Source organism: uncultured Desulfobulbus sp. (genome assembly GCF_963662935.2).
GTDB lineage: Bacteria > Desulfobacterota > Desulfobulbia > Desulfobulbales > Desulfobulbaceae > Desulfobulbus.
This window is the reverse complement of sequence record NZ_CAXXTL010000002.1, coordinates 640,052-664,848: the sequence shown is the minus strand read 5'-3', so window position 1 is coordinate 664,848 and position 24,797 is coordinate 640,052. Positions and strand designations below refer to the sequence as shown.

General features: G+C 56.1%; 19 protein-coding genes. 6 read left to right on the top strand and 13 right to left on the bottom strand.

Annotated elements, in window-relative coordinates:
- Window positions 1-158 precede the first annotated feature (158 nt).
- Window positions 159-1,247, top strand: coding sequence for a 6-phosphofructokinase (locus ACHZCX_RS07255; protein ID WP_319586568.1), 1,089 nt, complete (start codon window positions 159-161; stop codon window positions 1,245-1,247).
- A 68-nt stretch (window positions 1,248-1,315) separates the two neighbouring features.
- Window positions 1,316-1,921 (top strand): endonuclease III domain-containing protein, encoded by a 606-nt coding sequence (locus ACHZCX_RS07250; protein WP_319586567.1) that lies wholly within the window; start codon window positions 1,316-1,318, stop codon window positions 1,919-1,921.
- A 12-nt stretch (window positions 1,922-1,933) separates the two neighbouring features.
- Here the strand turns inward: ACHZCX_RS07250 and ACHZCX_RS07245 are convergent, their stop codons facing one another.
- The 3 genes from ACHZCX_RS07245 to rnr all read right to left on the bottom strand — a co-directional run bounded on the left by ACHZCX_RS07245 (window position 1,934) and on the right by rnr (window position 5,628).
- Window positions 1,934-2,728 carry a TrmH family RNA methyltransferase gene (locus tag ACHZCX_RS07245; RefSeq protein ID WP_319586566.1) on the bottom strand — a complete coding sequence of 265 codons (795 nt, stop codon included), beginning with the start codon at window positions 2,726-2,728 and terminating at the stop codon, window positions 1,934-1,936.
- A gap of 18 nt (window positions 2,729-2,746) precedes the next feature.
- A complete protein-coding gene (locus tag ACHZCX_RS07240; RefSeq protein WP_319586565.1) occupies window positions 2,747-3,250 on the bottom strand; it encodes a hypothetical protein in 504 nt (167 codons plus the stop codon).
- 152 nt (window positions 3,251-3,402) lie between these two features.
- On the bottom strand, window positions 3,403-5,628 hold the full coding sequence (rnr, locus tag ACHZCX_RS07235; RefSeq protein WP_319586564.1) for a ribonuclease R: 2,226 nt from the start codon (window positions 5,626-5,628) through the stop codon (window positions 3,403-3,405).
- A gap of 174 nt (window positions 5,629-5,802) precedes the next feature.
- Between rnr and ACHZCX_RS07230 the strand changes: the two genes are divergently transcribed.
- Entirely contained in the window at window positions 5,803-7,908 is a 2,106-nt protein-coding gene (locus ACHZCX_RS07230; protein WP_319586563.1) for an HD domain-containing protein, read from the top strand.
- A 135-nt stretch (window positions 7,909-8,043) separates the two neighbouring features.
- Here ACHZCX_RS07230 and aat read toward each other — a convergent pair whose 3' ends face one another.
- Entirely contained in the window at window positions 8,044-8,727 is a 684-nt protein-coding gene (aat, locus tag ACHZCX_RS07225) for a leucyl/phenylalanyl-tRNA--protein transferase (protein ID WP_319586562.1), read from the bottom strand.
- A 109-nt stretch (window positions 8,728-8,836) separates the two neighbouring features.
- On the bottom strand, window positions 8,837-9,484 hold the full coding sequence (locus tag ACHZCX_RS07220; protein WP_319586561.1) for a PEP-CTERM sorting domain-containing protein: 648 nt from the start codon (window positions 9,482-9,484) through the stop codon (window positions 8,837-8,839).
- A gap of 628 nt (window positions 9,485-10,112) precedes the next feature.
- On the opposite strand from ACHZCX_RS07220, the gene ACHZCX_RS07215 reads away from it, so the two are divergent.
- Together ACHZCX_RS07215 and ispH are read left to right on the top strand one after the other, a co-directional pair.
- Entirely contained in the window at window positions 10,113-11,519 is a 1,407-nt protein-coding gene (locus ACHZCX_RS07215; protein WP_319586560.1) for an AAA family ATPase, read from the top strand.
- 69 nt (window positions 11,520-11,588) lie between these two features.
- The gene (ispH, locus tag ACHZCX_RS07210; protein ID WP_319586559.1) at window positions 11,589-12,509 is read left to right on the top strand and encodes a 4-hydroxy-3-methylbut-2-enyl diphosphate reductase; all 921 of its coding nucleotides are present in this window, start codon (window positions 11,589-11,591) and stop codon (window positions 12,507-12,509) included.
- Window positions 12,510-12,568: 59 nt separating this feature from the next.
- Here ispH and ACHZCX_RS07205 read toward each other — a convergent pair whose 3' ends face one another.
- The 4 genes from ACHZCX_RS07205 to ACHZCX_RS07190 are packed head-to-tail and all read right to left on the bottom strand — an operon-like array spanning window position 12,569 to window position 16,918.
- Window positions 12,569-13,504 carry a divergent polysaccharide deacetylase family protein gene (locus ACHZCX_RS07205; protein ID WP_319586558.1) on the bottom strand — a complete coding sequence of 312 codons (936 nt, stop codon included), beginning with the start codon at window positions 13,502-13,504 and terminating at the stop codon, window positions 12,569-12,571.
- Between the two features lie 11 nt (window positions 13,505-13,515).
- Window positions 13,516-14,532 (bottom strand): polyprenyl synthetase family protein, encoded by a 1,017-nt coding sequence (locus ACHZCX_RS07200; protein WP_319586557.1) that lies wholly within the window; start codon window positions 14,530-14,532, stop codon window positions 13,516-13,518.
- 30 nt (window positions 14,533-14,562) lie between these two features.
- A complete protein-coding gene (locus ACHZCX_RS07195; protein ID WP_319586556.1) occupies window positions 14,563-16,536 on the bottom strand; it encodes an ATP-dependent DNA helicase in 1,974 nt (657 codons plus the stop codon).
- A complete protein-coding gene (locus ACHZCX_RS07190; RefSeq protein ID WP_319586555.1) occupies window positions 16,529-16,918 on the bottom strand; it encodes a HEAT repeat domain-containing protein in 390 nt (129 codons plus the stop codon). The genes ACHZCX_RS07195 and ACHZCX_RS07190 overlap by 8 nt, the downstream gene beginning before the upstream one ends.
- Before the next feature lie 199 nt (window positions 16,919-17,117).
- On the opposite strand from ACHZCX_RS07190, the gene ACHZCX_RS07185 reads away from it, so the two are divergent.
- Window positions 17,118-18,947, top strand: a complete 1,830-nt coding sequence (locus ACHZCX_RS07185) for a response regulator (RefSeq protein WP_319586554.1) — start codon at window positions 17,118-17,120, stop codon at window positions 18,945-18,947.
- 108 nt (window positions 18,948-19,055) lie between these two features.
- Here ACHZCX_RS07185 and ACHZCX_RS07180 read toward each other — a convergent pair whose 3' ends face one another.
- The 4 genes from ACHZCX_RS07180 to cobA all read right to left on the bottom strand — a co-directional run bounded on the left by ACHZCX_RS07180 (window position 19,056) and on the right by cobA (window position 24,773).
- Window positions 19,056-20,501 (bottom strand): hypothetical protein, encoded by a 1,446-nt coding sequence (locus ACHZCX_RS07180; RefSeq protein WP_319586553.1) that lies wholly within the window; start codon window positions 20,499-20,501, stop codon window positions 19,056-19,058.
- 300 nt (window positions 20,502-20,801) lie between these two features.
- On the bottom strand, window positions 20,802-22,520 hold the full coding sequence (locus ACHZCX_RS07175) for a VCBS repeat-containing protein (protein ID WP_319586552.1): 1,719 nt from the start codon (window positions 22,518-22,520) through the stop codon (window positions 20,802-20,804).
- A gap of 290 nt (window positions 22,521-22,810) precedes the next feature.
- Complete coding sequence (locus tag ACHZCX_RS07170; protein ID WP_319586551.1) at window positions 22,811-23,203, bottom strand: cereblon family protein; 393 nt, start codon at window positions 23,201-23,203, stop codon at window positions 22,811-22,813.
- The gene (cobA, locus tag ACHZCX_RS07165) at window positions 23,196-24,773 is read right to left on the bottom strand and encodes a uroporphyrinogen-III C-methyltransferase (protein ID WP_319586550.1); all 1,578 of its coding nucleotides are present in this window, start codon (window positions 24,771-24,773) and stop codon (window positions 23,196-23,198) included. The genes ACHZCX_RS07170 and cobA overlap by 8 nt, the downstream gene beginning before the upstream one ends.
- Window positions 24,774-24,797 lie beyond the last annotated feature (24 nt).

Sequence of the window (24,797 nt, the reverse complement as noted above, 5' to 3'; positions counted from 1 at the left end):
AGGTGAAATTAGGGGGAAAACGACCGGCGATTTGGTAAAATTATCATAAAATCGGTTTATTGGATGAAAAAAGATTGTCAATCCGAGTGCTGCTTTCTACAATTCATATCATTGCTTCTGTAGCAGTAAGGGAAATCTTCACGGGCGAGGGCCTCATCATGCGAGAAAAATTACTTATATCCACCGGCGGCGGCGATGCGCCAGGTTTGAATGCAGTTATTTTTGCTGTGGTCAATTCCGCGACCAGGAAAGGATGGGAGGTCTACGGCAGCAGGGCCGGATACGGTGGACTGCTTGATCGAGATGATCTGATTCGACTGACCCCGGAGGATGTGGAGGGCATTCTCTCCCAAGGCGGGACCATTCTCGGCTCCACCAACAAGGGTAACCCCTTTGCCAAACCGGTGGAAAACCTTGCCGGTGAGATTCAAATTGTCGATATATCAGACAAAATTTTAGCGAGTTTTAACCGGATGGGTTTTTTCTGCCATATTGCTGTGGGCGGCGACGGTAGTCTGGAGATCGCCCATCGTTTTGCCCAGAAGGGCATGCCGGTGATCGGCGTACCCAAGACCATCGATAACGACCTGGAAGCGACGGACCGGACCTTCGGCTTTGACACCGCCGTTTCTACCGCCACCGACGCCATCGACAAACTGCATTCCACCGCCAAATCCCATGATCGGGTGATGGTGGTCGAGGTCATGGGGCGCGATTCCGGCTGGATCGCTCTCTATTCGGGGATCTCCGGCGGTGCCGATGTTATCCTCATTCCGGAAATTCCCTTTAAACTTGATTCGGTTTGCGAAAAAATCTCCGATAACGAACTGCACAACAAGCATTATTCGATTGTGGTAGTCGCCGAGGGCGCGCGGGCCGAAGACGGCGAGGTGATCAGCAAGGGGCAGGGGGAGATGGGGCGATCCGAGGTGGTGCTAGGCGGCATCGGCGAGTGGGTGGCCAACCAGATCCGTCAGCGTCTGGGTAAGGACACCCGGTCCCTGGTCTTGGGTCACTTGCAGCGCGGCGGCTCGCCTACCACCTTTGACCGGCTGCTGGCACTGCGTTTCGGTACGGCAGCGGTACGTCTGGCTGAGGCCGGAATTTTTGATCACATGGTGGCCTGGGTGCCCCCGAACATGACCTCGGTTCCTATTGCCGATGCGATCCGCCGCCGGAAAAAGGTTGATTTGGAAAGCGACAAGGTGCAGACTGCCCGCGATATCGGCATCTGTCTGGGCGACTGAATGCTGTCCGATCCCTGGCTCGTATTGGTATGACGACCGCCGACCGCCTTTGGACCATATATGAGCGGATGCTTGCTCAGCTGGGGCCCCAGCACTGGTGGCCGGCGGAAACACCCTTCGAGGTGATGGTGGGGGCTATCCTCACCCAGAACACCAGCTGGAAAAATGTCGAACGGGCGATCGACAACTTGAAAGGGGTCGGGTTGATGTCGCTGGAGGCGTTGTCAACCCTGCCCACCGGTCTTTTGGCCGAGTATATCCGACCGGCCGGCTACTACAATATCAAGGCCGGCCGGCTTCATAACCTGCTCACCTTTATTAATGAACACCACGGCGGCGACCTGCAGGCCTTTCTCGATCAACCGCTGCCCCATTTTCGGGAGCAGTTGCTTTCCATCAAAGGAGTCGGCAGGGAAACCGCCGATTCCATCCTTCTCTATGCCGCCAACCTGCCGATTTTTGTGGTAGATACCTACACTCACCGCATCTTTGTGCGGCATCAAGTGATCGACGAGGAGTTCGGGTATGAGGCCATTCAGGAATTGTTCATGGATAATCTGGCCTGCGATACCCGGCTCTACAACGAGTATCACGCCTTGCTGGTGCGGGTGGGTAATGTCTATTGCAAAAAAAACAATCCCAACTGCGCGGCTTGTCCGCTCCAGGGGGTCTGAGAGGGGGCGGAATTACTGGGTGGCTTCCTCGAAAGAATGCGCCTCTTTCGGTGTTGTTGTCTGGGGTTGGCGGTTGTGCCAAAGCAACTTGCGGCAGACGCCGCGGATCATGCTGGCCTCTTTTTTCTTCAACCTCATCCGTCCGAGGAACTGGCGGATGTTGCGCATCCAATAGACGCGGTTGGTGTCGTGGAGGAAGGTGAACCCTGTCAGAGCCTCTTCGACATGTTCGTACATGCCTTCGAGATCGTAAGAGTTGGCAAATTCCGATTTGGGGATGGCGGCAAAGGGGTGGATGCGGGTGGCGGTATACAGTTCGTAGCAGTGGATGGCCACCGCCTGCGCCAGATTCAGCGAGGAAAAGCCCGCGGTGGGGATGGTTGAAGCAAACTGACAGAGGTCAAGGTCCTCGTTGCTGAGGCCGGCATCCTCCGGACCGAACATCAGGCCAATCTGGTTACCGGCCAAGAGGGGCGCCAACTCGGCCATCACCTCTCGCGGGGTTTGATCCTGGGGGCGGTGCCGGCCTTGGCGGGCAGTGGTGCCCACAATGAAGTGGAAAGGGGCCGCCGCCTCGGCCGTGGTTTGGCAGATGCGCATTTCCCGGATGAGGTGGGCGGCCTTGTGGGTTGCCATCTTCATCATCCGTTCCTGATCGAATTCCTCACCGCTGACCACAATGAGTTGAGAAATACCGAAGTTGGAGGCGATTCGGGCCGATGCCCCGATGTTTTCCGGAAATTTCGGCCCCACCAGGATGATTCCGATCTGGCCCAAACGACCAGCCGGCAAATGTTCAACTGTCATAACGCTTGCACCGCCGCATCAGTGACCGGTGGATTGCTCCAGTTCCAGGGTTTTTTTCGAGGCCTTTTCCGATCCTGGGCTGCTGCTGGTCATGCGTTTAAAGAAGGGGATGATGCCGCGCTCTGCCCGCTGGATTTCCTCTTCCGCTTCCTTGACCGTGATCTGCCAGGCAGGGGCAAAACCGGGTGATTTTTCAAACATAATCTCGATCGCCTTCTGGTAGACCTGCACCTGGCGCAGTTCCTGGCGGCCGGGCTTTTGGTTGAGAACCTGGACCATGTTGCGCAGGTTGTCGCGTTCCTGCTTGAGTTTGTCCGCCTCGCCCTTGCGCCGTTCGTTTTCCGCCGAGTCGATCTCCAGTTTTGTGTGCAGGTGCTCGCGAAGTTTTTTGAGATTGCCGTTGAGTTCCCTGGCTTTCAGCCATCCTCGAGCCCACAGGATGGCGGCAATCAATAAACCGATGCTCAGGCCGCGCAGAAAGGGGTTGGCAAGGAAGTCTGATATCCAGCTGCTGTTTTCCATGGTGTCTACCTCAAAGGGATGAAATTATGCGGAAAGGGCTGGGGCCGGTTCCGGCATTTCGAGATGTTAGCGGTAATGAAGGCAACCATTTTTATTTGAATTGCCGATATTCGTCAAGCAAAACCAAGGCGGTGTCCTCCTGAGCGGAACTTTCAGACGCCATTGGTTTCCAATGGTTTGGCGGCGGTTGCCGGGACCAGGGAGAAGCTCAGCCGTTTATTCTGGAGATCGACATGATCAAGCCGTACCTGCACCCGATCGCCCAGTTGATACATCTTATTGCTCCGCTCGCCGATCAGGCGATAACGACGGCTATCATGCAGGTAATAATCGTCGGTCATGCTGGTGAGCGGCACCATGCCGCTGATATAGCTCTCGTCCAGGGTGAGGTAGAGGCCGAAGGCGGTGACCCCGGAGATGATGGCTCCAAAGGTCTCGCCGATTTTGTCGATAAGGAAGAGCGCGGAGCAGCGCGAATGGACGTTGCGTTCGATATCAATCGCCTTGCGTTCGCATTGCGAGAGGTGCAGGCCAGCGTCTGCCAGTGTTTTTCCTTCGCCAGGAATCGGCGCGGGGATATGTTCTGTCTGCCCGGTTAACAAGGCCTGCAGCACTCGATGGGCTACCAGATCGGGATAGCGGCGGATCGGTGAGGTGAAGTGGAGGTAGAAAGCAGCGGCTAAGCCAAAATGTCCGGTGTTCTCGGGGGAATACCGAGCCTGCTGCATGGTGCGCAACAGCAGATTGTTGACGATGTATTCGGCCGGAGAGCCGTGCGCCTGCCTGATCACCTGGGCAAACCAGGCAGGGTTGACCTCGGATTGGGGCAGGTGCAAACCCAGCGCCTTGGCAGCGTCGGTGAAAGTCTCCAGCTTCGTTGGATCTGGTCGCTCGTGGATGCGGTAAAGCACCGGTTTGTTGGCCTTGGCCAAGGTCTCGGCAACGGCCTCGTTAGCGGCTAACATGCAATCCTCGATCAGCGAATGCGCCTGGTTCCGCTCGGCCAGTGTGATTGAGGCGACCTGTTCGCCATCCAGAGCAATTTGGGGTTCGGGAATGTTAAAGTCAAGGCTGCCGCGTTCGGTTCGGCAGCTCTTGAGCAGGGCAGAGAGTTTTTTCGCCTGCTCCAGCATCGGCACCAGATCGGCATGGGCGGTGCGAACTTCAGGATCATTGAGGAAAAGCAGTTGGTTGACCGTCGTGTAGGTAAAGCGCCGGCAGCTTCGGATCAGGCTTCGCGCATATCGTTCGCCGGTCCTTCGACCTTGGGCATCAAAGCTGAGGATGGCGGTGAAGGCGGGCCGGTCCTGGTCGGGAACCAGGCTGCAGAGGTCGTTGGAAAGACGTTCGGGGAGCATGGGCAGAACCCGGTCCGGCAGATAGACGCTGGTCCCTCGCAGGTAGGCCTCGCGGTCGATCGGTGACCCGGTTGGCACATAGTGGCTGACGTCGGCAATGGAAACATAGAGGGTGAATCCGTCGCCCTTCCGCTCGACACAGATGGCATCGTCGAAATCACGGGCGGTCTCGCCGTCGATGGTTACATGGGGCAGGTGGCGCAGGTCGGTACGGCCCTCGGTGCATTCGCTCACCGGAACCAGTCGGGCCGCTTCGGCCTCGACCTCGGCGGGAAAGGTTTCCCGGAGGGCCGATTGAATGATGGCCATCCGGATCTGCACCCCCACAGTCCGGGCATCACCGAGGATCTCAATGATTCGGCCGGTGGGGCCCTGCCGTTCCGAACCGTAATCAATGATTTCCGCCACCACCGCCATGCCGTTGCCGGCGGCAAGATCGTCGCCCCGGCGGATTAGCAGGGTATAGGGCAGGCGGTCGTCGTCCGGGGTTATATAGCCGCCGGCGCCGCTGGCGGTGAAGAGACCGCAGAGCTGGGTGACGGCTCGGCTGAGGACCTGGATCACTCGGCCTTCCCGGCGGCCGCGGGCCGTGCCGGTGACGGCGACCAGGATAGCGTCACCCTGGCTGGCCCCATTTAGGTGGTGCGGGGCGATAAAAATATCTTTGCCACCCTTGGGCTGCTCCCCCTCAAGGATAGCAAAACCGAATCCCTTGGAGGTGAGGTCAAGCGTTGCCCGAAGATGTTCGGCTTGAGCGGCTGGGAAAAAACGTTTGCCCTTTTTCTCGATTTTGTGTTCCTCGAGCAGTTGCGCTAGAGTCGTATGCAGCGCAGGCAACTGGCCCCCACCCATGTGGAGAGCCAGGGCGATCTCGGTTTCGGTCAGTGGCAGCCCCTGGGCTGTAAGCAGGCCCAGGATGGATGCGTGCAGTGAGCCCGTTGCTGTGCTGCGCCCTGTCCGGCGCCGCGCTTTTCGAGGCAATCCAGCTGCTTTATTTTTGCGGAGAATTTTTCTGGCCATTTCTTTTCTAATCCCCTGTTCAGTGCATATCTTGAAATCCGGAGGAACGAGAATTTTTCTTTGTCCGCAGGATAGTCTCTGTTAGAGTATAAGTTCGAGCTTTTGTCTTAAACAAACGATTGTACACCATTTGGGCGGTAAAGAAAGGAAAAGCCAAAGGGCGGTGGGTGCCAGATGCAGTACGTTAAATACGATCTTGAGGCATACCGTCAGGCCATGCACTCTTTCATCGGCAACGGGTCGGAATCACAGGTCTTCTGGAAAGCGCTGGATTTCGCCTTCGAGGCCCACGGTAACCAATGGCGGCGTTCCGGCGATCCCTACATCATGCATCCCTGCTCGGTGGCCCGGATCCTGGCCGAAGAGTTGGATATCCGCAATCCTGAAATTCTGGCCGCAGCCCTGCTCCACGATACTGTTGAGGATGTGGAAGAGGTGACCGGCGAGGTGATCCGGGAAAAATTCGGACCCAATGTGGAGGCAATCGTCGAGGGGTGCACCAAGGTCACCCATTATACCGGCGACCGCCAGACCTTCAAAAAGCTGGTCCATCGAAAAATTTTCAGTGGCGCGGCGGCAAAGCTGGAGGTGATGATCGTCAAACTGGCAGACCGGCTGCACAATCTTCGCACTCTCTCCAGCATGCCTAAGCACAAGCGGCAGAAGATCTCCGACGAAACCCTCGATATTTATGCCCCCCTCGCCACCATACTCGGCCTGTTCGCTATTAAGCGGGAGTTGTACAATCTGGCGCTGGCCTATAAGTTTCCCCGTCAGGGCAGCCGGTTGCAGGTGCATATCAACAGCCTGCGCAGCGACCCGGCTGTCCTGCAGATCATCGACAATGTCCAGAAGGCGATTGAACAAGAAGGGCTGGAAGGCAAGGTGGCCCTGCGAACCAAGGGCTTATGGGGATATTTCGATGTCCGCAACCGCATCCTGATCAAAGAGATTGAGAGTCCCCAGGAAATTCTGATCTTAATGAAAACCCGGAGCGGCTGTTACCAAGCTCTGGGGGTGCTCAATCAGATCTATCCGCCCATTCCCCGGACCATCCGCGATTTCATCGCCAATCCTAAGCCCTCGGGCTATCAGGGGTTGCACGCCCGGCCCAATATCAACGGCAGGAAGTATCTTTTCAAGATCCGGACCGAGGAGATGGCCCGCCGCGCTCAGCGCGGCATGGTGCGCGATTGGGGTGGCGACAGCAAGGTGAGTAGTCGGTTTTTCAAAGAAATTCAGGAGATGTTCGATATTCTCGGCAATGACGATTCGGTCAGCTACCGGGACATGATTGCCGCCAGTGGCCGCAAGGAAATTTATACCTACACCCCTCAGGGGGACCTGATCTGCCTGCCAATCAATTCGATCCTGCTTGATTTTGCCTTCCGGGTCCATACCGCCATCGGCCACACCTGTGTTGGCGGCATGATTGGCAAACAGAAGGTCGGGCTTAACCATCAACTCCGCGACGGCAACGTCATTAAGGTTATCCGCCAGGAGGGACAGGTCAATTTCGACCCCGCCTTGCAGACCCTCTGCCAGACACCCAAGGCCAGGTCCGAGCTTTCCAAGGCCTTTCGTCTCCGGCGGGAGGCGGTGTCCTCTCAGATCGGCGCTTCGCTGCTTTCTCAGGAACTGCGGCGATATGGCGTACCTTTTGAGGTGGTCGAGAAAGAGGGGATGACCGATGTTCTTGCCTATTTCGATATCGATTCCATGGACGATTTGTTCCTGCAACTGGGTGAGGGTAGGGTTCGGCTGCGGGAATTGATCTATGAGATTAGGAACGGGCTCTACGTTGGCCGGCCAACCCTGTTTCAGCCCACCGGCGCCTTCAACCGGGTCGACTTGACGACACTCGATCCGGTGGTGATCAAATCGTCCGCCTGCTGCAAGCCTGGTCCGCTTGACAAGGGTGTGATCGGTCTGCTCAGCGAGCGCGGCCTTTCGCTGCACCGCAAGGACTGCAGCCAGCTGCAGAAAATCAATTTCCAGCGGGAAGATGCTGTGGAGGTCCGCTGGAAGCTAAAAAACACGAGGATCGAGAAAAATCAGCGGATCATTGTTATGCAGGCGACCCGAAACCGCCTGTTCATGCTGCTTTCCGTCGCGCCCGAGGAAATGAAGGTGATCGATATCGTCTATCTGGGGAAGGGGGCAACACTGGTGGGTGATTGGGAGGTGAATTTTCAGGTCGCCAATTTGTACGGCCTGAAAAAGGTTGACCGGCATTTTTCCCGGTCCGGTCTCCGCTACGAGTTTGAGCTGGAGCAATGAGGTTCGGTCGGGCGTTGCCGGGACCCGCTCAATGAATTGAGTAGCTGATGCAGGGGCGGGTGGCCTGAGCCGACCGGACAGGGAGAGAGGGGGGTGTTTTCGAGGGCGTTTGTTTCGGCCGTTTTTTCTTATCGGCTAGGGCAGGCGCCATTTTTTTTGGGGCAAACAACCATCGATGTGCTCGTCCAACAGGGTTTGGAAGAGTTCTCGGGAAATTTCTCTGGCGCCGAAGCGGAGCAGATGCTCGGTGGTCATCTGGCAGTCGATCATGGCAATGCCGAGCCGCTGGGCCTGCCGCACCAGGGCTGCCAAGGCCACCTTGGAGGCGCCGGTGACGCGGGTAAACATCGATTCGCCAAAAAATATCTGGTCCAGGCAGACGCCATAAAGGCCGCCGGCCAACTGACCATCCACCCAACATTCTATGGAGTGGGCAAAACCGAGCTCATGCAGATGACCGTAGGCCTGCTGCATTTCCGGGGTAATCCAGGTGCCGTGTTCCAAACGTCCGGAGGCGCTGGCGCAACCGGCCAGAACGTCTGTAAAGGCGGTGTCGGCGGTGACCGTGAAGGTCCCCGCTCTGATGGTGCGCTGCAGTCGTTTGGGCAGGTGGAACTCTTCAGGGAAGAGAATCAGCCGTGGTGTTGGTGACCACCAGAGGATTGGGTCACCAACAGAGAACCAGGGGAAGATGCCTTGACTGTAGGCTGTGATCAGTCGGACCGGACTCAGATCGCCACCAATGGCCAGGAGGCCGTCGGGCTCGGCGAGTTCAGGGGCGGGAAAGATCGGTTTGTGGGCCAGGCGAAAAACAGGCATGCGAATCCGGGTGGAGAGAAAGAAAATCTTGCGCCCGGAATCCTACAACGGCAAATAAAAAAGGCAAGCCCGAAGGCTTACCTTGTGTCCAGCAGATGGGTGAAAAAAATCAGCTATTTTTCCGCTTGCGAGCGATGCCAGCCAAGCCGACAAGACCGGTGCCGAACAGCAGCATGGTGGTGGGCTCGGGGACGGGGGCGGCTTCGCCGATAATCTGGCTCTGCTTAAAGACGCCATTGGAATCAGAGAGATTGATAACTTTAACGATACCGTCAATTGTGAAACCCTTCTCCGCTCCTTTTGTTAACCAATCATTAACAGTAGTCGCGTAATCGCCCAACCCATCTATTTCATCCTCTAAAAACCAGATTGCACTTTGTACAGCGTTGGCAATTACGTCACTTTTTCCAAAAGTCCCTTGGATATAATTCCAGTAAACCCATTTGGTTTTTTGGTCGAGGTAATCTTTTTTATCTGTGGCGCCACCTACCCCGCCGTTTGCTGCAAAATCCGCTACGGAATCAATGTGGTAAGGGGTGTTGTAATTTATGTATTCATTTACTTCCAAGCAAAAGCTGGTGTAGTCTACTGCAATTGAATTCCCTGCGACATCAACATTGAATTCTCCCCCGTTGGTTGTGCCATTGACTCCGTTGAACAATTTTACGGATTGTCCTGCTGAAGGTAAAGCCATCGCGTTGCTGCTGAGCAGAAGAGTTGCTGCCACTGCCAAGCTGAATTTAATTGTTTTTTTCATGATCTTCTCCATGTTTTATAATTTGTGGCTTGGCAACCCTGTGTGTTTTTGCCTTTAACCCTCGTCCGCTTGTGGATATAAAGAACGAGTTGAGATGAACCTGTTCTGAAATTTAATGCCCACGTTTTGACTACCATTATGCACTTGTTGTGCCATTTTTAATTCGATATAAAAACAATAGGTTGCGTAAATGGGGCCGCTAGTCTCTGTGTTTTTTCCGATTTATCGAAAAAAACAGGCGATTTGGTCCGGGAAACAGGAATTACAGGCAGGCTTCGGGCGGGAGGAATGAGATTGTCTTATTTTCTTTCTGATTTTGCGCTCTTTTATTGTTTTTGATGCGAGCGTGTAAGCAGGGGACGTTTGGTTCCGGAAATGCGGAAATGTCGGGCGCGCACAGTGAGCGGCTCTGGTTGAATTGGTGATCCGGCAACAATCATTTTTTGTCGGAGCGCCATTCGTAGAAGCAACTAACTCATTGATAATCAATTGACTTGTTTCTGTTTTTACGGCATTGTATTGCCATTGGCCGTGCCGTGCCGCGTGGTGTTGCAGAGACGGCCACCGCTCGGCCACAAGGCAAATGTTACTGCCGATTTCCCCCACCCAAGAGGTTCCGTAGAGACGCATGTATCGCGAGCATTTTCATCTCACCCACTCCCCTTTTGCGGAAGAACCGGACCCCGAGGTCTTTTTTCCAGGCGCCAAGCGTGAGGAAATCTGCCAGTCGCTCATTCTTGATGTTCTTGCCGGAAAACAACTGATCAAATTGGTTGGCCGGGAAGGAGCAGGCAAGACTCTCATTTGTCAGCTGATTGTTGATCGGCTGCCCTCTGAATACGAAGTGATCCATGTTGAAAATCCGGTCGGCTCCTTTGACGACCTGTTGCAGGTTGCCTGTATTGATCTGGGCATGGACCCGCGAGGCAAACACGATCCGGCACTGTATCTCGAGGAGTTTCAGCGGCTTTTAGACTGGAAACGATCCGAGCGGATCAAGGTCGTGCTGATCATTGATGAGGCGGAAAAGCTTTTTTTGGCCACCCTGGAACGGCTGGTCCGGCATATCGGTGACAAGGAGAGTCAGAACTTGACCGTTCTCCTCGCCGGACGACCGGAGTTGGAGGCCAACCTGGATCAACTTACCGTATTTTGCACCACTGTTGATATTCATTCAGGGTATTTTTTGGAGGACCTCACTGAAAACGAAACTCGGCAGTATCTTCGTTTTCGTCTCAATGCCGCCGGTATGAGCCGCGAGCAGCATGATGAAATTTTCACCGAGGCAGCGGTAGCTCAAATCTTCGAAGTGTCCCGCGGCAACGTGCGGAAGACAAATATCCTTGCCGAGGAAGCGTTGCAGGCATCTTGCACGGAAAAATCATTCATGGTGCTGCTCGACCATGTTGAACCCGAGGAGCCGGAAACTGAGAACGGGTTCCGCCTGGAAAACAAGATCATCGAAATCTACGAGTTGCTCCAGTATAATAAATTTCTAACTGGGGCGCTCGCCGGAGCAGTGGTGGCCGTGCTGTTAATTGGCTTTCTGCTCATGGGCAGGAGCGGCAAGGAACCACCGCCCTCGACTCAAATGGCAGGGAACCAGGCGGCTGTCTCGCCAAGCACGGAGGTCGCATCGTCCGTCTCTGGTTCGGTAGGGGTCCGCGCAGCCTCGACTGGAGGTGCGGAAAAACGAGACGGCGAAAAGATTTTCCGGGAGCGGCTGGCGGCCAGCGCCAGTTGGCTGGCCGGGATTCACAAGGGTAATTACACCATTCAACTGATGATGCTGGTGTCCGACCAGGCCCAAGCGAGTGTCACCAATACGTTTATTCAGGACGAATACTATCCCATACGTGACCAGTTGTATGTTCTGCGTAAAAAAAATACTCCCCCCGCCATTTTTGTTTATTATGGAATGTATGACAGCCTGGAAGCTGCCAGGGAAGCGCGCAACAACATGCCGGTTTTTCTCCGGAAGAATCATCCTTATCCGCTTGCCGTCAGCGATGCATTGAAAAAGCTTGAGAATTGAAACCTGATTCGATCCGCACCCGTCTTTGCCGGCTAAACAGACCCTTCTATTTCACCCCTACGAACTTTCATGGAACTTCTTCTTGCCAACCCACGCGGTTTTTGCGCCGGAGTCAACCGGGCGATCGCCATTGTGCACCAGGCCTTGGAGCGGTATCAGCCACCTGTCTATGTCCTGCATGAAATTGTCCACAACACCCATGTGATCGAGGAACTGCGGCAGCGAGGTGCGGTCTTTGTCGAAGAGCTGGAGGAAATTCCCCGGGGCGCGGTCACTATTTTCAGTGCCCACGGTGTCTCTCGGGCCATTGAGGAGCGCGCGAAGGAACTTGGGCTACGGACCATTGATGCCACCTGTCCGTTGGTTTCAAAGGTACATCGGCGGATGATCCGCCTGCATTCGCTAGGGTACGATGTTTTGGTGATTGGCCACAAGGGACATCCAGAGGTTGAGGGCACCTGCGGTCAGGCTGAGGGGCCGGTGCATGTGCTTTCCCAACCTGTCGAGATCCCGGGCCTCCGTGTCACCGATCCGGCCAAGGTCGGTTATGTCACCCAGACCACGCTCAGTGTTGATGACACCGCGGAACTGCTCAAGGCGTTGCGCGTCCGGTTTCCGCTGATCTCCGAGCCTGAGCGGACAGATATCTGCTATGCCACTACCAACCGCCAGGGGGCGGTGCGGCAACTGGCGGATGCGGTGGACCTAGTTCTTATCGTCGGCTCAAAAAACAGCTCCAACTCCAACCGGCTCCGGGAAGTAGCGGAGTTGCGGCAAACGCCAGCCTACCTAATTGACCACGCGGGTGAGATCGATCCGCAATGGCTCGCGGGCGTCAATCGGGTAGGGATCAGCGCCGGAGCATCGGCGCCAGAGCATCTGGTGGTTGAGGTCGTGGCCTGGCTGCAACAGCATGGCGCCGGTGAAGTCGTGGAAATGGCAGGAGAGGAGGAGCACATCAATTTTTTGGTTCCCGATCTGCAGGCCTAACAGCTGGCTCGATCAGTCAGCTGTTCTCGATTGTTTCGATGCAGTCCCACCCCTGAGAGTTAATGCATCAGCCGATGCACCCCAACCATCTCAATTCCCTGGAAAGAATCGTCCCCGCATTGAGATAGAGCCGCGAACATAGCCTGGTTCGGGTGGCCGATGCCAACAGCCTGGCCTTGGCGATATGCCAAGTTGACCAGGAGGTCGATCTGACGGCAGATTGCAGCCGCATCCTGAACGTTATCAAGAAATAAATGGCGCCGGGTGAAAGGCAGATGCAGTTGGCGTGCTATTTTTAATCCTCGCGAGGCTCCGCTGGTGTAGGAATCGACAAAGAAAAGGGAACGAGCCTTCAGGGTTTCGATCACCACCCGCATCCCCGGGCCGCTTTCACTAAAACGCGAGCCCATGTGGTTGTTGGCGCCAATCGCATGGGGAATCGCCGCCAGCATCGCCTCTGTTTTCTGTCTGATCCGCTCCGGGCTGTCTTTGACCAATAAAGCGGTTGGCTCAAGCCGCAACTTCTCATCGTTTGGTTCCATGGGCAGATGAACCAGTACATCGTGCCCGCCATGAAAGGCCTCTTCCACCAATTCTGCGGTGAAAGGCGCTTGCGGTAAAAAGGAAAAGCTAAGATTTGCCCCAAACTGCAGAAACTGATAGCCGAGTTGCCGGTTATAGCCCATGTCGTCGATGATAATGGCGACCAGCGGCCGGGGGGGCCTGTTTGGTGGAGCGCCCCCCTCTTCTTGCCCGACGACCGGGTTTGCTGTCTGTACGTTGTCCGCAGGCGGGGCGGGCACCGGTAGCGGCTGGGGAGCGATCGGGGGTGCGGAGACGGACAACGGCTCCGCTGCGGTCTGAACCGTTGGGTGATCAGCCTCTTTTTTTTCCGTGGGTTGTTCGGGGGAACGGCAACCGGTCAGAAAAAAAATAAGGAGGAAAACGAACAGTATCGAGCAGTCTGCGGATTGGCGGGACAGGGGGAAGAGCACAACGGGGCCGGTTATTTGTTTCTGGCGATAATATAATCGGCCAACCCCTGCAACAGGGTGACGTTTATGTCCTCGTTGTCCGGCGTGGAGAAAGGGGCCAGAGCATCGATGGCGAGAGCGATGTGCTGCTGGGCGGTGCGGGCGGCACTGGCGAAACCTTCATGCCGGCCGATGAAAGCCATGAGACGTTGGTAGGCCTCGGATTGTGTCCGATCACCTCGGATGAGGGTGTCAATGGTTTGCCGCTCTTCTTCACTGGCCCCATCAAGGGCGTGCAACAGCGGCAGGGTGATTTTACCCTCGACGAAGTCATTGCCGGTTTGCTTGCCGGTGGTTTGGGCATCGCCCTGAAAATCAAGGAGATCGTCAACCACCTGAAAGGCGATTCCGATGTTGTCGCCATAGGTTGCCAGGGCCTGTTGGTGGCGGCGGTCTGCTCCGGCAAAGAGGGCACCGATGGCGCAGGTGGAGGCGATGAGATTGCCGGTTTTCTGGCGGATGACCCTGAAGTAGTCGTGTTCTTTTGTCTCGATGTTGCCTGTGTGGCGAAGTTGTTCGAATTCGCCGTTGACCATGGAGGCCGTGGCCCGGCAGAAGATTTCCAGCCCTTCGTGCCCCGCGAGTTTGCCGATCAGGTGCATGCTGCGGGCATGGAGCCAATCACCGGCCAGTATGGCGGCCGCAAGCCCGTACCGGGCGGCCACCGTCTCTTTCCCACGTCGCTGTGCCGCTCGGTCAATGACGTCGTCGTGCACCAGGGTCGCCACATGCAGGTATTCAAAGGCTGCCGCTAGCAAATAGAGGTCGTCGTCATCCCGGCCGCAGCATCGTGAGCAGAGCACGGTGAGCAGGGGGCGGACGCGTTTGCCGCCATTAAAAAGAGTATAGTGCACAACTTCACTCAGGAGCGGATCGCAATCGGCCAGCGAAGTTTTCAGATCGCCGTGCATTGCTTTCTCGACCCGGACGGCGATTGCAGCAGACGCGCCGCGCAAATCCAAGGTGTGTTCGGTTTCGGGTGGGTTCATGGCGGTTGTTTGATTGTTCCGGTGGAGCGCCTATCGCTGGATAGCGTGCTGGTTGATAAAAAAAGCCGCAACGTCCTCCAACTCCCGGGTGACGGGGCTCGGGGGGAGGCTCCTGAGAAATTGACGCCCATATCCTTTGGTGAACAGCCGGGGGTCGAGGATGGCGATGACGCCACGGTCGTCGGCTGTCCGCATCAGCCGGCCTACCCCCTGGCGTAGGGTCAGGATGGCCCGCGGCACCTGGAAATCGTTGAACGGGTTGCCGCCCAGGGCCTTTATCCGGTTCGTGCGGGCCATAATAACAGGGTCGCTTGGGACTTCAAACGGTAATTTGTCGATAATGACCAGGCTCAAGGATTCGCCCGGGATATCGACGCCCTCCCAAAAGCTGGCCACCGCAAAGAGCACAGAGTCGGTTTCTTGGCTGAACTGTCGCAGGAGCACCCGCCGTGGGGCCGAACCTTGAAGGAGCAGCGGATAGGGCAGGCGGTCGCGGAGGGCTCGATGGGCGTGGTCCATGGCGCTCAGTGAGGTAAACAGGGCCAGGGTTCGGCCGCCGGCATGGGTAATGAGTGTTTCCATGCATTGGTGCTGAGCCTGCGGATAGTCTGGCGCTGTGGGTTGGGGAAAAGTGGAGCCAGGGATGTAGAGGAGTGTCCGGCCGCGGTAGTCAAAGGGCGAGGCCAACGACAAGGTGGGCGTCTCCGGCGGCAGGCCAAGGCGTTCAAAAAAATAGTGGAAGTTGCCGCCGGTGGTCAGGGTCGCCGAGGTGAAAATGCAGTGCCGGACTAGGGAAAAGAGCGTTGATTGCAACTCTGCCGCCACATCGATCGGCGTAGCGTACAGAGTCAGGTTACGGTCGCTCCGTTCGTACCAGTGGGTGTGATGGACATCCTCCGGAGCCAAGTCGTCAAACTGCTCGACGGTGATCAACTCCAGACGCGCCGCCAGTTCTCGGGCGCGGTCGGCGTACTGTTGCCAGGGGCCTTCAGTGGCCGTGATTTCCTCGAGGCAGAGGCCCAAATGTTCCAGCGCTGCCGCGAGATCCTCGCGTATTGTCCTGATTTCGAGATGTTCGGAGAGTAGTCCCTGGAGGAGAAAGCGGCCTTTTTGCATCGGAAAGGAGGTCACAAACCGCTCAATGGTCCCGTTGAGCCGGTTGGCCGCATTGAGGACCGCTTCTCGCCGTGCGCCGGTCAGATCGGCCTCTCCACTGCGTTCCACGTCACCGGTTAAATCGAGGATCTGATAGCGGGAAAAGGTGAAACCGAAAAAGGTGGTCGCCACATTTTCGACATGATGGGCCTCGTCGAAGATAACGGTTTCGTACCTCGGCAGGACCTCGCCGTACCCGGTCCGGCGAACGGATAGATCAGAAAACAGCAGGTGGTGGTTGACGATCAGGAGGCGGCTGGCGGCGGCGTCCCGGCGCAACCGGTTGAGGAAACACCCAGTTGCCTCCGGGCAGTTGGCACCCAAGCAAAAATGCGAGAGGCAGCAGATTTTTTGCCAAAAGGGTGATCCGGCAGCGATCCAGCTCAGTTCTGAACGGTCACCGTGCACCGTCTCGCCGACCCACTCATCGACGGTTTTTTCCTCGCCACCGGCAACGAGATCGGCCTGGCCGCTGGCCTGCAGTTGGCGCCAGCGATAGAGGCAGAGGTAATTTTGCCGCCCCTTGACGCACAGTGCTTTGAGATCCGGGGCGATATGTTCTCGGATCAGGGGGATTTCCCGCTGGAGAATCTGGTCCTGGAGGTTGCGGGTGTTGGTGGAAACCACCACGCGGTGGCCGCTGAGGACTGCAGGGATCAGGTAGGCAAGCGTCTTGCCCAGGCCTGTTTCCGCCTCGACCACCAGGGACGTGGCCTGATCAGACGGAATCTCTTCTGCCGTATCGAGCAGTTGTGCAACCGCCTGCGCCATCTCCAGTTGACCGGGACGGAATTGATACGGGACGAGACGGGCGGCCAGGACCCCTTGTGGACCGAAAAACCTATCCATGCGAGGGGGATTCCAAAATATCACGCACGATTTCAACCACCTGAGGCGACGAATCGTGCAGCAAAGCCGGTAGGGCGGTCAATGCCTCGGAGGTGGCGACGAGGCCGAGTACACTGGCCGCTTCGCCTCGTACCCAGGCAACAGGATGGCGTAGCTGTCCGATCAAACCCGGCACGGCAAGGGGGAGAAGGTGCGGGCTGAGTTCAACAAGGTGTTCAAAGAGCACTGATACACCAAGCCGGACCGCGAAACGCTCGTCCTCGAGTAGCTGCCCTGTCCAAGCGAGGTAGCATGGCTCCTGGCGGAACATGGCCACAATATTGTCCACATGACCTAGGGAGAGAAAATCGGCAATAACCCGTAGCAACTCGTCATCGCTCACTTCTGGGTGCGCCTTTGTTTGGATTGGTGATGCGTCATAACCTGCCTATTGGGGAATTTTTTCAGTCCTTACCACGGCCTGGAAAAGGAGGCAATCCGAGAATGGCGGGGCTGGCGGCTTGACACCTGTTTTTATCATGGGTAAAACAAAATCTATCTACCAGCATATGCATAGAAATATTCGACCACAAGGGAGAGATATGATTGAACGGCAATCCTCCACGCCCCCCTTGGCCGTGGCCGAGGATGAGTTACTCGAGGGGGGAGAATGTATCGTCATTGTTGACGATTTCCCCGATATTGTCTTGCTTTTGCAAGACTTTCTCCAACAACAGGGATTCGCTGCGGTCACCGCCGGCACCGCCGACGAGCTCCACCGCCAGCTTGCCAGTCACAAGGTTGCCCTGGTACTGCTTGATATTGGCCTGCCCGATGCGGACGGCACGAAGCTGTTGCCCGAGTTGAAACGGGAACATCCCGATCTGGCGGTGATCATGCTTACCGCTGTTACCGACCTGCAGACGGCGCTTGCCTGTCTCCGGTACGGAGCCGACGACTACCTAACCAAACCGGTGCAGTTCACCGATCTCTTGACGACCCTGCGCCGGGTTCTGGAAAAACGGCGATTGACGATCCGCAACCGCCAGTACCAGCGGCAAATCGAACAGGCGACCTTCCGCATTCAATTGGCCCATGAACTGGCCATGAAAATGAATTCTGCCTATCTCAGCATGACCGTGCTGGATGAGATCCTCCACGCCATTTTGGTGGGCATCACGGCTGAAGAGGGCCTGCAGTTCAACCGCGCCTTCCTCGCCTTGTTTGACGAATCCGGTGAACGTCTGGTGGGTCGCCTGGCGATCGGGCCGGGAAACCGAGAGGACGGGAGCCGCATCTGGCGTGACGTCAAAGAAAAGGAACTGGGGCTGCACGACCTCTTTACCCGCATTCAGAGCAACGAAAACGGGGGGGATGTTGAGGTCAATCGGATCGTTGGCGCCCTGCAGGTCGAGGCGAAAGAGAGCGACCATATTCTGATCAGGGCGGTGCGCAGCCGGCAATCGATCAATGTGATCAACGGCCAGTGTGCCTATCCGGTGCCGCTTGAGCTGCTGGGATTGCTCCAGGAAGACACCTTTGTGATCGTGCCGCTGTTCTCGCCCAGCCGGGCGTTGGGCGTGATTATTGCCGACCATTTAGTTGATCGCAGTCCCATCAGCGAGGAGAGGGTGCATGCCCTGGAGAGCTTTGCCAGCCAGGCCAGCCTAGCTATTGAACATTGCCGCCTCTATATGGCCATGCAGCGCAAGGTTGAGGAATTGGAAGAGGTGACCGGCGAACTGCAAAAAAATAAAAACTTGCTGGTTGAGGCGGAACGGTATTCGGCTCTCGGTCACATGGCGGCCCAATTGGCCCATAGTATTCGCAATCCGATCACTGCCATCGGCGGCACCGCCCGTTTGCTCGCCCGAAAAATTGACAACCAGGAGTGGCTGCAGTTTCTGGCCATGATGGCCAGCGAAGCGGAAAAAATTGAAAAAACCCTGGAAAATCTCTTTAGTTTTGTCGAGCAGGTCAAACCGGTTCGCGAACGGACCTCTCTGCTGCCGCTGATTCGCAAGTCACTGCTGCTCCATTTCGGGGCCTTGAAAGAGCAGGGAATCCGCCAAACTCTGCTGTCCCCGGCCAGCGATATCATGGTCGATATCGATTCCCGACTCATTCAGCAGGCCCTGGTGCACCTGATCCGCAATAGTGTCGAGGCCATGCCTCAAGGCGGTGAGTTGGTCATCGAAGTGCGGCAGGAGGAGGAAAAGGTCCGGATTGTTATTCGCGATTCCGGCAAAGGGATGGAGGACGGCCGCATTGGCCGGGCCGCTGATCCGTTTTTCACCACAAAAATGATCGGCACCGGCATGGGCCTGACCCTGGTCAAGCGGATAGTCGAGGACCACGGCGGCAGTTTGACCCTGCAAAGCGGCAACAACGAGGGGATGCAGGCGACGATTATCTTGCCTGGGGTGGGGTAATACGATAGGTGGGGGCTGAGAAGACTAACAAAAAAAAACAAGAATAGGTGTGCTGGAAAATTTTCCGGCACACCTATTCTTTTACGACTGATGCTGTTCTATAGAATCTTAGAACTTAAGCTCGAATCGGGTTAAAGCACCAAAAGCTGCATCCTCTGCGAGAGGAGCGGTATTGGGGTTGATATAGGTCAAACTTGGATCCAAGTAACCAGCTGAAAGATATACATCCATTCCCTTGCTGATCGTGTATTGGAGAACTGCTGAAAGCTCCCATGCACTATCAAGGGCTACGGTATTTGCAGAGGTAGCGGCAGCTGTTCCAAATCCTGGGCCGTCACCAGCTTCTTCCCAAGGATTAATGTCAGCATAAACCAAATTTCCGGTCAGTTTGAGCGCTTCATTGAGTTGATATGAAACGACCAATCCACCCCACGTCCAGTCACCGGTAGCGCCAATTTGCTGTGCGGTGATCCAGCTGTTGTCGGTGCCGCCGAGCATAACAAATCCAAAGGCCCGGTCAGGCATGAAGCCGTTCTGGGTGAAACCAATGTTCAGCCCTATGTTCAACTTGTCTATGGTGTAATTGGGGAAAACGTAGCCACCAAAACCAGTGTCATTGGATCCGATCGAATCGGCGTCACCATAGATCTGGTTGTTGGAGGGTACAACACCAAAGGTGGTCATGTAGCTTCTGGAGGTCCAGTTGCCATCTTCACGCCAATTGTTGAAACCATTCATGTCGCCATCGGTAACGCCCAATTCGCCAACGAGTCCGAATGCACCACTTTTCCCATTAACATAAACTGACCCAAACAAACCTTCGTTAGGCTCATTCATGTCGGCAGCAATTACTGCGGTGCCAGCTGTATTAAGCCTACCAGTATTTTCGGTGCGGTTATCCACCTGGTAACCCAGCATGCCGCCGATGGTCCAATCTTTGTTGATTTTTGCTTTGACGTGGCCACCGAAGCGAATCTCATCGTTGTCTTCTGTCCGGTCGATGGTGCTGACGGTGGTGAATGTGGCATTCTGGGCTTCATCCATCCACTCGACGAACGGATTGATGACGACATCGCCAACGGTAATGATGCCGCGGGCACCGGACGAATTGACGTCATCGTAGAAGAAGTTGTAGGTTAGCGGCAGAGGACCGTAAGTGGAACGATATTTACCCATTTCCAGGGTGATCGTATCATTGAACGGAATGCCCATGTAAGCCTGATCGACCCAAATGTTGTTTTGTGTCTGGGAATTGATTTGGCTGATATCTGTGTCCATGTCTCCCATGAAGTTTTCCATCATCCGAATCCGAGCAAAGGCATAGGCACCGCCGGCAGCTGTGCCTTTGATATTGAGACGTAATCGGGAATCCATATTGGTCTGGGATCCATCGGCGTTGCTGTCGTTGAAATCATAGGCGTCATTTTTGTACCCCATACGCACGCGGGCATCTCCAGTGAGGACAACGCCGGGTGTCACTGCAGCGGCTGAGGCGGTGGAGGCAATGCCGCTCACCAGCATCAAGGCCGCACCTGCCAAAAGTACTTTTTTCATATTCCTCTCCTTTTTATCAGTTGTTGATTGCGAGTTTCCCCAACCGCGAGAAACCTTTTAGACATATCATCTATGGTTGCACGATAGAGTAACTTTACCTAGTCGTCAAGTTTTTTTTACCCGCAGTAAAAAAATTTTAACTGAGAGTGTTTGTCGACATATCGAGCCCATCTTCGGATCGCCGGGATAGCCTTTTAACTATGGCTATTCCTCTCTTCGACAGGCTTGGTGGATACAATCATTCCATTGAGAAAAGTCAGTGGCCCATTGGTAGTGAGCCTGTCAACCGGCTGCGAACGCTCATTGGTTAACCGTTTTTACCCGCAGGGTGTAGCTGTTGAGATAGGTGGAGGCCGAACTCCAGAAGACAAAAGGATAATTGGTCTCAGCCTCGGCAAAGAGCACCCTGAACTCCATGCTCCCCTTGTCAGCGTTGGTAACCTGGTAGTTGGTGATGTAGCCGGGAATTTTTTTGGTTTCCCAGATGCGGACCAGGCTGAAGCGGTCCCATTTAAAAGCCGCAAGAGAACTGCCGTCGAAATAGCGAAGGTTGGGCATGAAGGTGACGGTTTCCAAGCGGTTGCGGCCGACCAGAACATCGTTGATCCCATCGCCGTCGAGATCGGCGACCACTATGCGCGTTCGTACCCACGCGGTCTCTTTTTCTGAATTAATCGAATTGTTGGCGCTGGTGAGGGTGCCGAAGAAGTTGTTGCTGGCGCCGCAAGTATCTGGACTGGTCCAACGTACGGAACCGGCGGAATCGTACAGCTGCAATCGGTTGTTGTTGCTGATGGCGACAACAACTTTGGTGCCGCTGCCGTCGAGGTCAGCCAGGACGAAATCAAAGATGTTTAACCCCTTGGGCAGGTTCAGTCGTGGGCCCTCGGTCAGAGTATTTTTTGTATTGAGGCTCATCTGCTGGATATCGCCGCTCTCCAGGTTGCCAGCCAGACTCTTCTGGCCGATCAGCACCGGCGCCTCACGCGGCGAAGTCATGGTCCGCAGATACCAGCGGACATGTTCAAAAAGGAACGTCACCTTTTTGCCATTCCATTCCAGGGCGGAAGAGTCGGGGAGATCCTGGTTGCTGCCGCTGATATAGATTTCCTGGAGGCCGTTCTTGTTCAGATCGCCCAGGGTAACCGAGTGGTAGCGGAGGTGGTTGGGCAGATTGACGGTGGCCAGCATGCGGAACTGGCTGTCTTCATACCGGTAAATCATCAGGCTGGATTTGGTCAGCAGGACAACCTCTTCCTTGCCGTCGCCGTCCAAGTCACCGGCATTCATGTCCATCGTTTCTACCGGAATGTTCTTGCTGCGAAAACTGCTCGCCAGTTCGAATTGCCCGCCGGCTTCGAGCCCGGTGGTCATGCCGGCGAACTGGCCGTCGAGGTAGGCGCGGTCGGGATGGGCGGTCTGAAAGGCGGCCATCCCACCGGGTTGTTTGGTTCCGGCTTGTGCGATAGTCTCGGGGCGGGCATTGCCAAACACCGCGCCGCTGATGTCCCAGGCCAACTCATCGACCGCGGTCATGGCATCGTCGACTGCGTTGAAGCTCTGGAGGAACTTTTTGGGTGCTTGGCCGGAGGCCTGGGAGAAAACATAGCTGGTCAGCTCAAATTGGCCGCCTTTGGGCGCCAGCGATCCTATGATGAGGTAGTCGGCACCGGATTGGCGGAGTTGCTGAGCAAAAGCCGAATGGTCTCCTGATTTCAGCGCCTTGGCCATCTGTTCGGACGCAGAGCCTTGGGCAACGGCGGCGATATTGGCTCGGGAGGCGAGTCGGCTGGCCAGGGTGCTGGCAAGCCCGTTTTTCAGGTAGGCGTAGGATCCGGGGATTTCGACGTCGAACGGGAGGACGATTGCCTGCCGTTTTGCCGGTGCGGCTGTTTTGGCTGCGGCTTGGCCTGTCCATGGGGCGATGAGTAGAAAACAGCAGCAAACAGCAAGGGAGACCGCCAAAGTGCGGGCTCTGCCCCTGGCGGAAGAGGGTGTGCGCGAAAGAATAACGTTCACGGTGGGCGCTCCTGTTACGGGTGGATAAGGGGTTGCAAAAGAACAAAAGGGGTTTCTCAACAGTTGTGCGGTAGAACGACACGACTTTCTCAACTTCATGTGTTTTACAAAAAAAGGAAAGAGAAAACTTATTCTTCAGGGAAAAACACGAGAAGAAAGAGCAGTCCAGGCCCGCGATGTGAATCCTGAATTGTTGCATCTACTCGGATGTCAATTTCGACGAGCACAGCGAGGAGGAGTCTCGTTATTGGCGGAGATTTCTCGTTTCGCTTGATTTAGACATAATGGATTTAGATGAGATGGGCGGCGATCAGGCCGTAAAACGACCTGCCGTTGGTGAACAGCCAGCCGAGGTGAGTGTAGCAGGTGGCGCAGAGGGCGATTTGCCAGCTGGAACCGGGAAACCAGGTGAACTCAGGAGAAGGATCACCCTGAGAAACGACACCCGGCGCTTGGCTGAAACAGCGAATTTCGAAGGCGATGCCGGCGGGGTTGAAAAAGGCATGATTGTGGTGGCCGTTGACTGTGATACTCTGCCCCGGGTGGGTGACCTCCGCGCCACAGGTGGAGCAGAGGAGGGCTTGGTCATCCAGTTCCTCTGGCGAACGGCCGGATTGGGAGTCCGGCGGTGGGGAGGCCTTCGCTGAGGGCAGGTGAATCCGGCAACAGCGGGGGTCAGGCAATCTGGCGCGGTTTGTCCTTGTAGTGGGCAACAATTGCCTGCACCATGTCGCTGATGGTGTACCGCTCGGGCTGGATGTCCACCCGCAGGCCGCGTTCGCGCAGCGTTTCCGCGGTAATCGGTCCGATGGCGGCAATGGTCACCTGGTCAAGCAGCCGGTGCAGTTCGTCGTCGTTGGCGGCATCGATCATGGTGAGAAAATTGGTCACCGTGGAAGAGCTGGTGAAGGTGACCAGGTCGATAGAACCCTCGAGCAGTTGATCACGCAACTCCTCCTTGGGTCCCTGGGGCGGCACGTTCCGGTAGACCGGAGCGATAGTGACCTCGGCCCCGGCGTCGGTCAGCATCTCCGGCAGCATTTCGCTGGCCCGCAGAGCCCGAGGCAAGAGGATACGGCAGCCTTTGACTTCGGTCTTGACCAGGGATTCGGCCAACCCTTCTCCTGTGAATTTTTCAGGGAGGAGGTCGGCCTTAACACCGTGCTTCAACAGTTCTTCAGCGGTAGCCTTGCCGACCACGGCAATTTTTGTCCCAGCCAGATGACGGCTGTCGTACTCAAGATGGGCCAGCCGCTGGAAAAAATAGGTGACTGCATTGAGGCTGGTGAACAGCAGCCATTGATACCCGGCGATCTCGGCAATGGCTCGGTCGATAATTCGGTAATCGTCCACCGGCTCGATGTGGATGGTCGAATACTCAAGGCATTCGGCGCCATGTTCCTCCAAGAGGGCCACCAGGTCGCTGGCCTGCTCGCGGGTCCGGGTGACGACGATTCGCCTACCGAACAGCGGTCTTTTTTCAAACCAGTCGATGGTACTGCGCAGCTTGACCACCTCGCCAACAATAACCAGCGCCGGCGGCTTAATGTCGGCCTGAGCCACGACATCACAGATGGTGGCCAGCGTTCCGACCACCGAACGCTGCTGCGGGGTCGAGGCCCAGCGGACCACGGCCACCGGGGTTTCCGGGGAGCGGCCGAAGTCGATCAGTTTTTGGGTGATGCTCGGCAGGGTTTTGATCCCCATATAAATAACAATGGTGCCGACACCGGTTGCCAGTTTATCCCAGGAGATGTTGGAGAATTTCTTAGTCGGGTCCTCGTGGCCGGTGACAAAAGCCACCGAGGCCGTGTACTCGCGGTGGGTGATGGGAATACCGGCATAGGTGGCGGCGGCGGTGGCCGAGGTGACGCCGGGAACGACCTCAAACTCGATACCCTCGCCAACCAGCTCTTCAATTTCTTCCGCGCCCCGACCAAAGATAAAGGGGTCGCCGCCCTTGAGGCGGACTACCATCTTGCCCTGTTTGGCTAGCTCGACCAGGAGTTTGTTGATGCCTTCCTGGGTAAAGGCATGGAGGCCGCCGCCTTTTTTGCCGGCATAGATCAACTGCGCGTTTTTCGGCACATAACTGAGCAGTTTGGGGTTGGCCAGGTAGTCGTAGACCACCACCTCGGCACGTTCCAGCAGGTATTTACCGCGCAGGGTGATCAGGCCGGGGTCGCCGGGTCCAGCACCGACGAGATAGACTTTGCCGTTTGCCGGTTGCAGGGGGGAATCGTTTGTTGTCACGGTGTCCGTCGTCTGTGAGAAAAG

Bases quoted from the DNA above. Each gene is read 5' to 3' on its own strand.
- ACHZCX_RS07255 (WP_319586568.1), top strand. From the start codon at position 159: ATGCGAGAAAAATTACTTATATCCACCGGCGGCGGCGATGCGCCAGGT.
- ACHZCX_RS07250 (WP_319586567.1), top strand. From the start codon at position 1,316: ATGCTTGCTCAGCTGGGGCCCCAGCACTGGTGGCCGGCGGAAACACCC.
- ACHZCX_RS07245 (WP_319586566.1), bottom strand. From the start codon at position 2,728: ATGACAGTTGAACATTTGCCGGCTGGTCGTTTGGGCCAGATCGGAATC.
- ACHZCX_RS07240 (WP_319586565.1), bottom strand. From the start codon at position 3,250: ATGGAAAACAGCAGCTGGATATCAGACTTCCTTGCCAACCCCTTTCTG.
- rnr (WP_319586564.1), bottom strand. From the start codon at position 5,628: ATGGCCAGAAAAATTCTCCGCAAAAATAAAGCAGCTGGATTGCCTCGA.
- ACHZCX_RS07230 (WP_319586563.1), top strand. From the start codon at position 5,803: ATGCAGTACGTTAAATACGATCTTGAGGCATACCGTCAGGCCATGCAC.
- aat (WP_319586562.1), bottom strand. From the start codon at position 8,727: ATGCCTGTTTTTCGCCTGGCCCACAAACCGATCTTTCCCGCCCCTGAA.
- ACHZCX_RS07220 (WP_319586561.1), bottom strand. From the start codon at position 9,484: ATGAAAAAAACAATTAAATTCAGCTTGGCAGTGGCAGCAACTCTTCTG.
- ACHZCX_RS07215 (WP_319586560.1), top strand. From the start codon at position 10,113: ATGTATCGCGAGCATTTTCATCTCACCCACTCCCCTTTTGCGGAAGAA.
- ispH (WP_319586559.1), top strand. From the start codon at position 11,589: ATGGAACTTCTTCTTGCCAACCCACGCGGTTTTTGCGCCGGAGTCAAC.
- ACHZCX_RS07200 (WP_319586557.1), bottom strand. From the start codon at position 14,532: ATGAACCCACCCGAAACCGAACACACCTTGGATTTGCGCGGCGCGTCT.
- ACHZCX_RS07195 (WP_319586556.1), bottom strand. From the start codon at position 16,536: ATGGATAGGTTTTTCGGTCCACAAGGGGTCCTGGCCGCCCGTCTCGTC.
- ACHZCX_RS07185 (WP_319586554.1), top strand. From the start codon at position 17,118: ATGATTGAACGGCAATCCTCCACGCCCCCCTTGGCCGTGGCCGAGGAT.
- ACHZCX_RS07180 (WP_319586553.1), bottom strand. From the start codon at position 20,501: ATGAAAAAAGTACTTTTGGCAGGTGCGGCCTTGATGCTGGTGAGCGGC.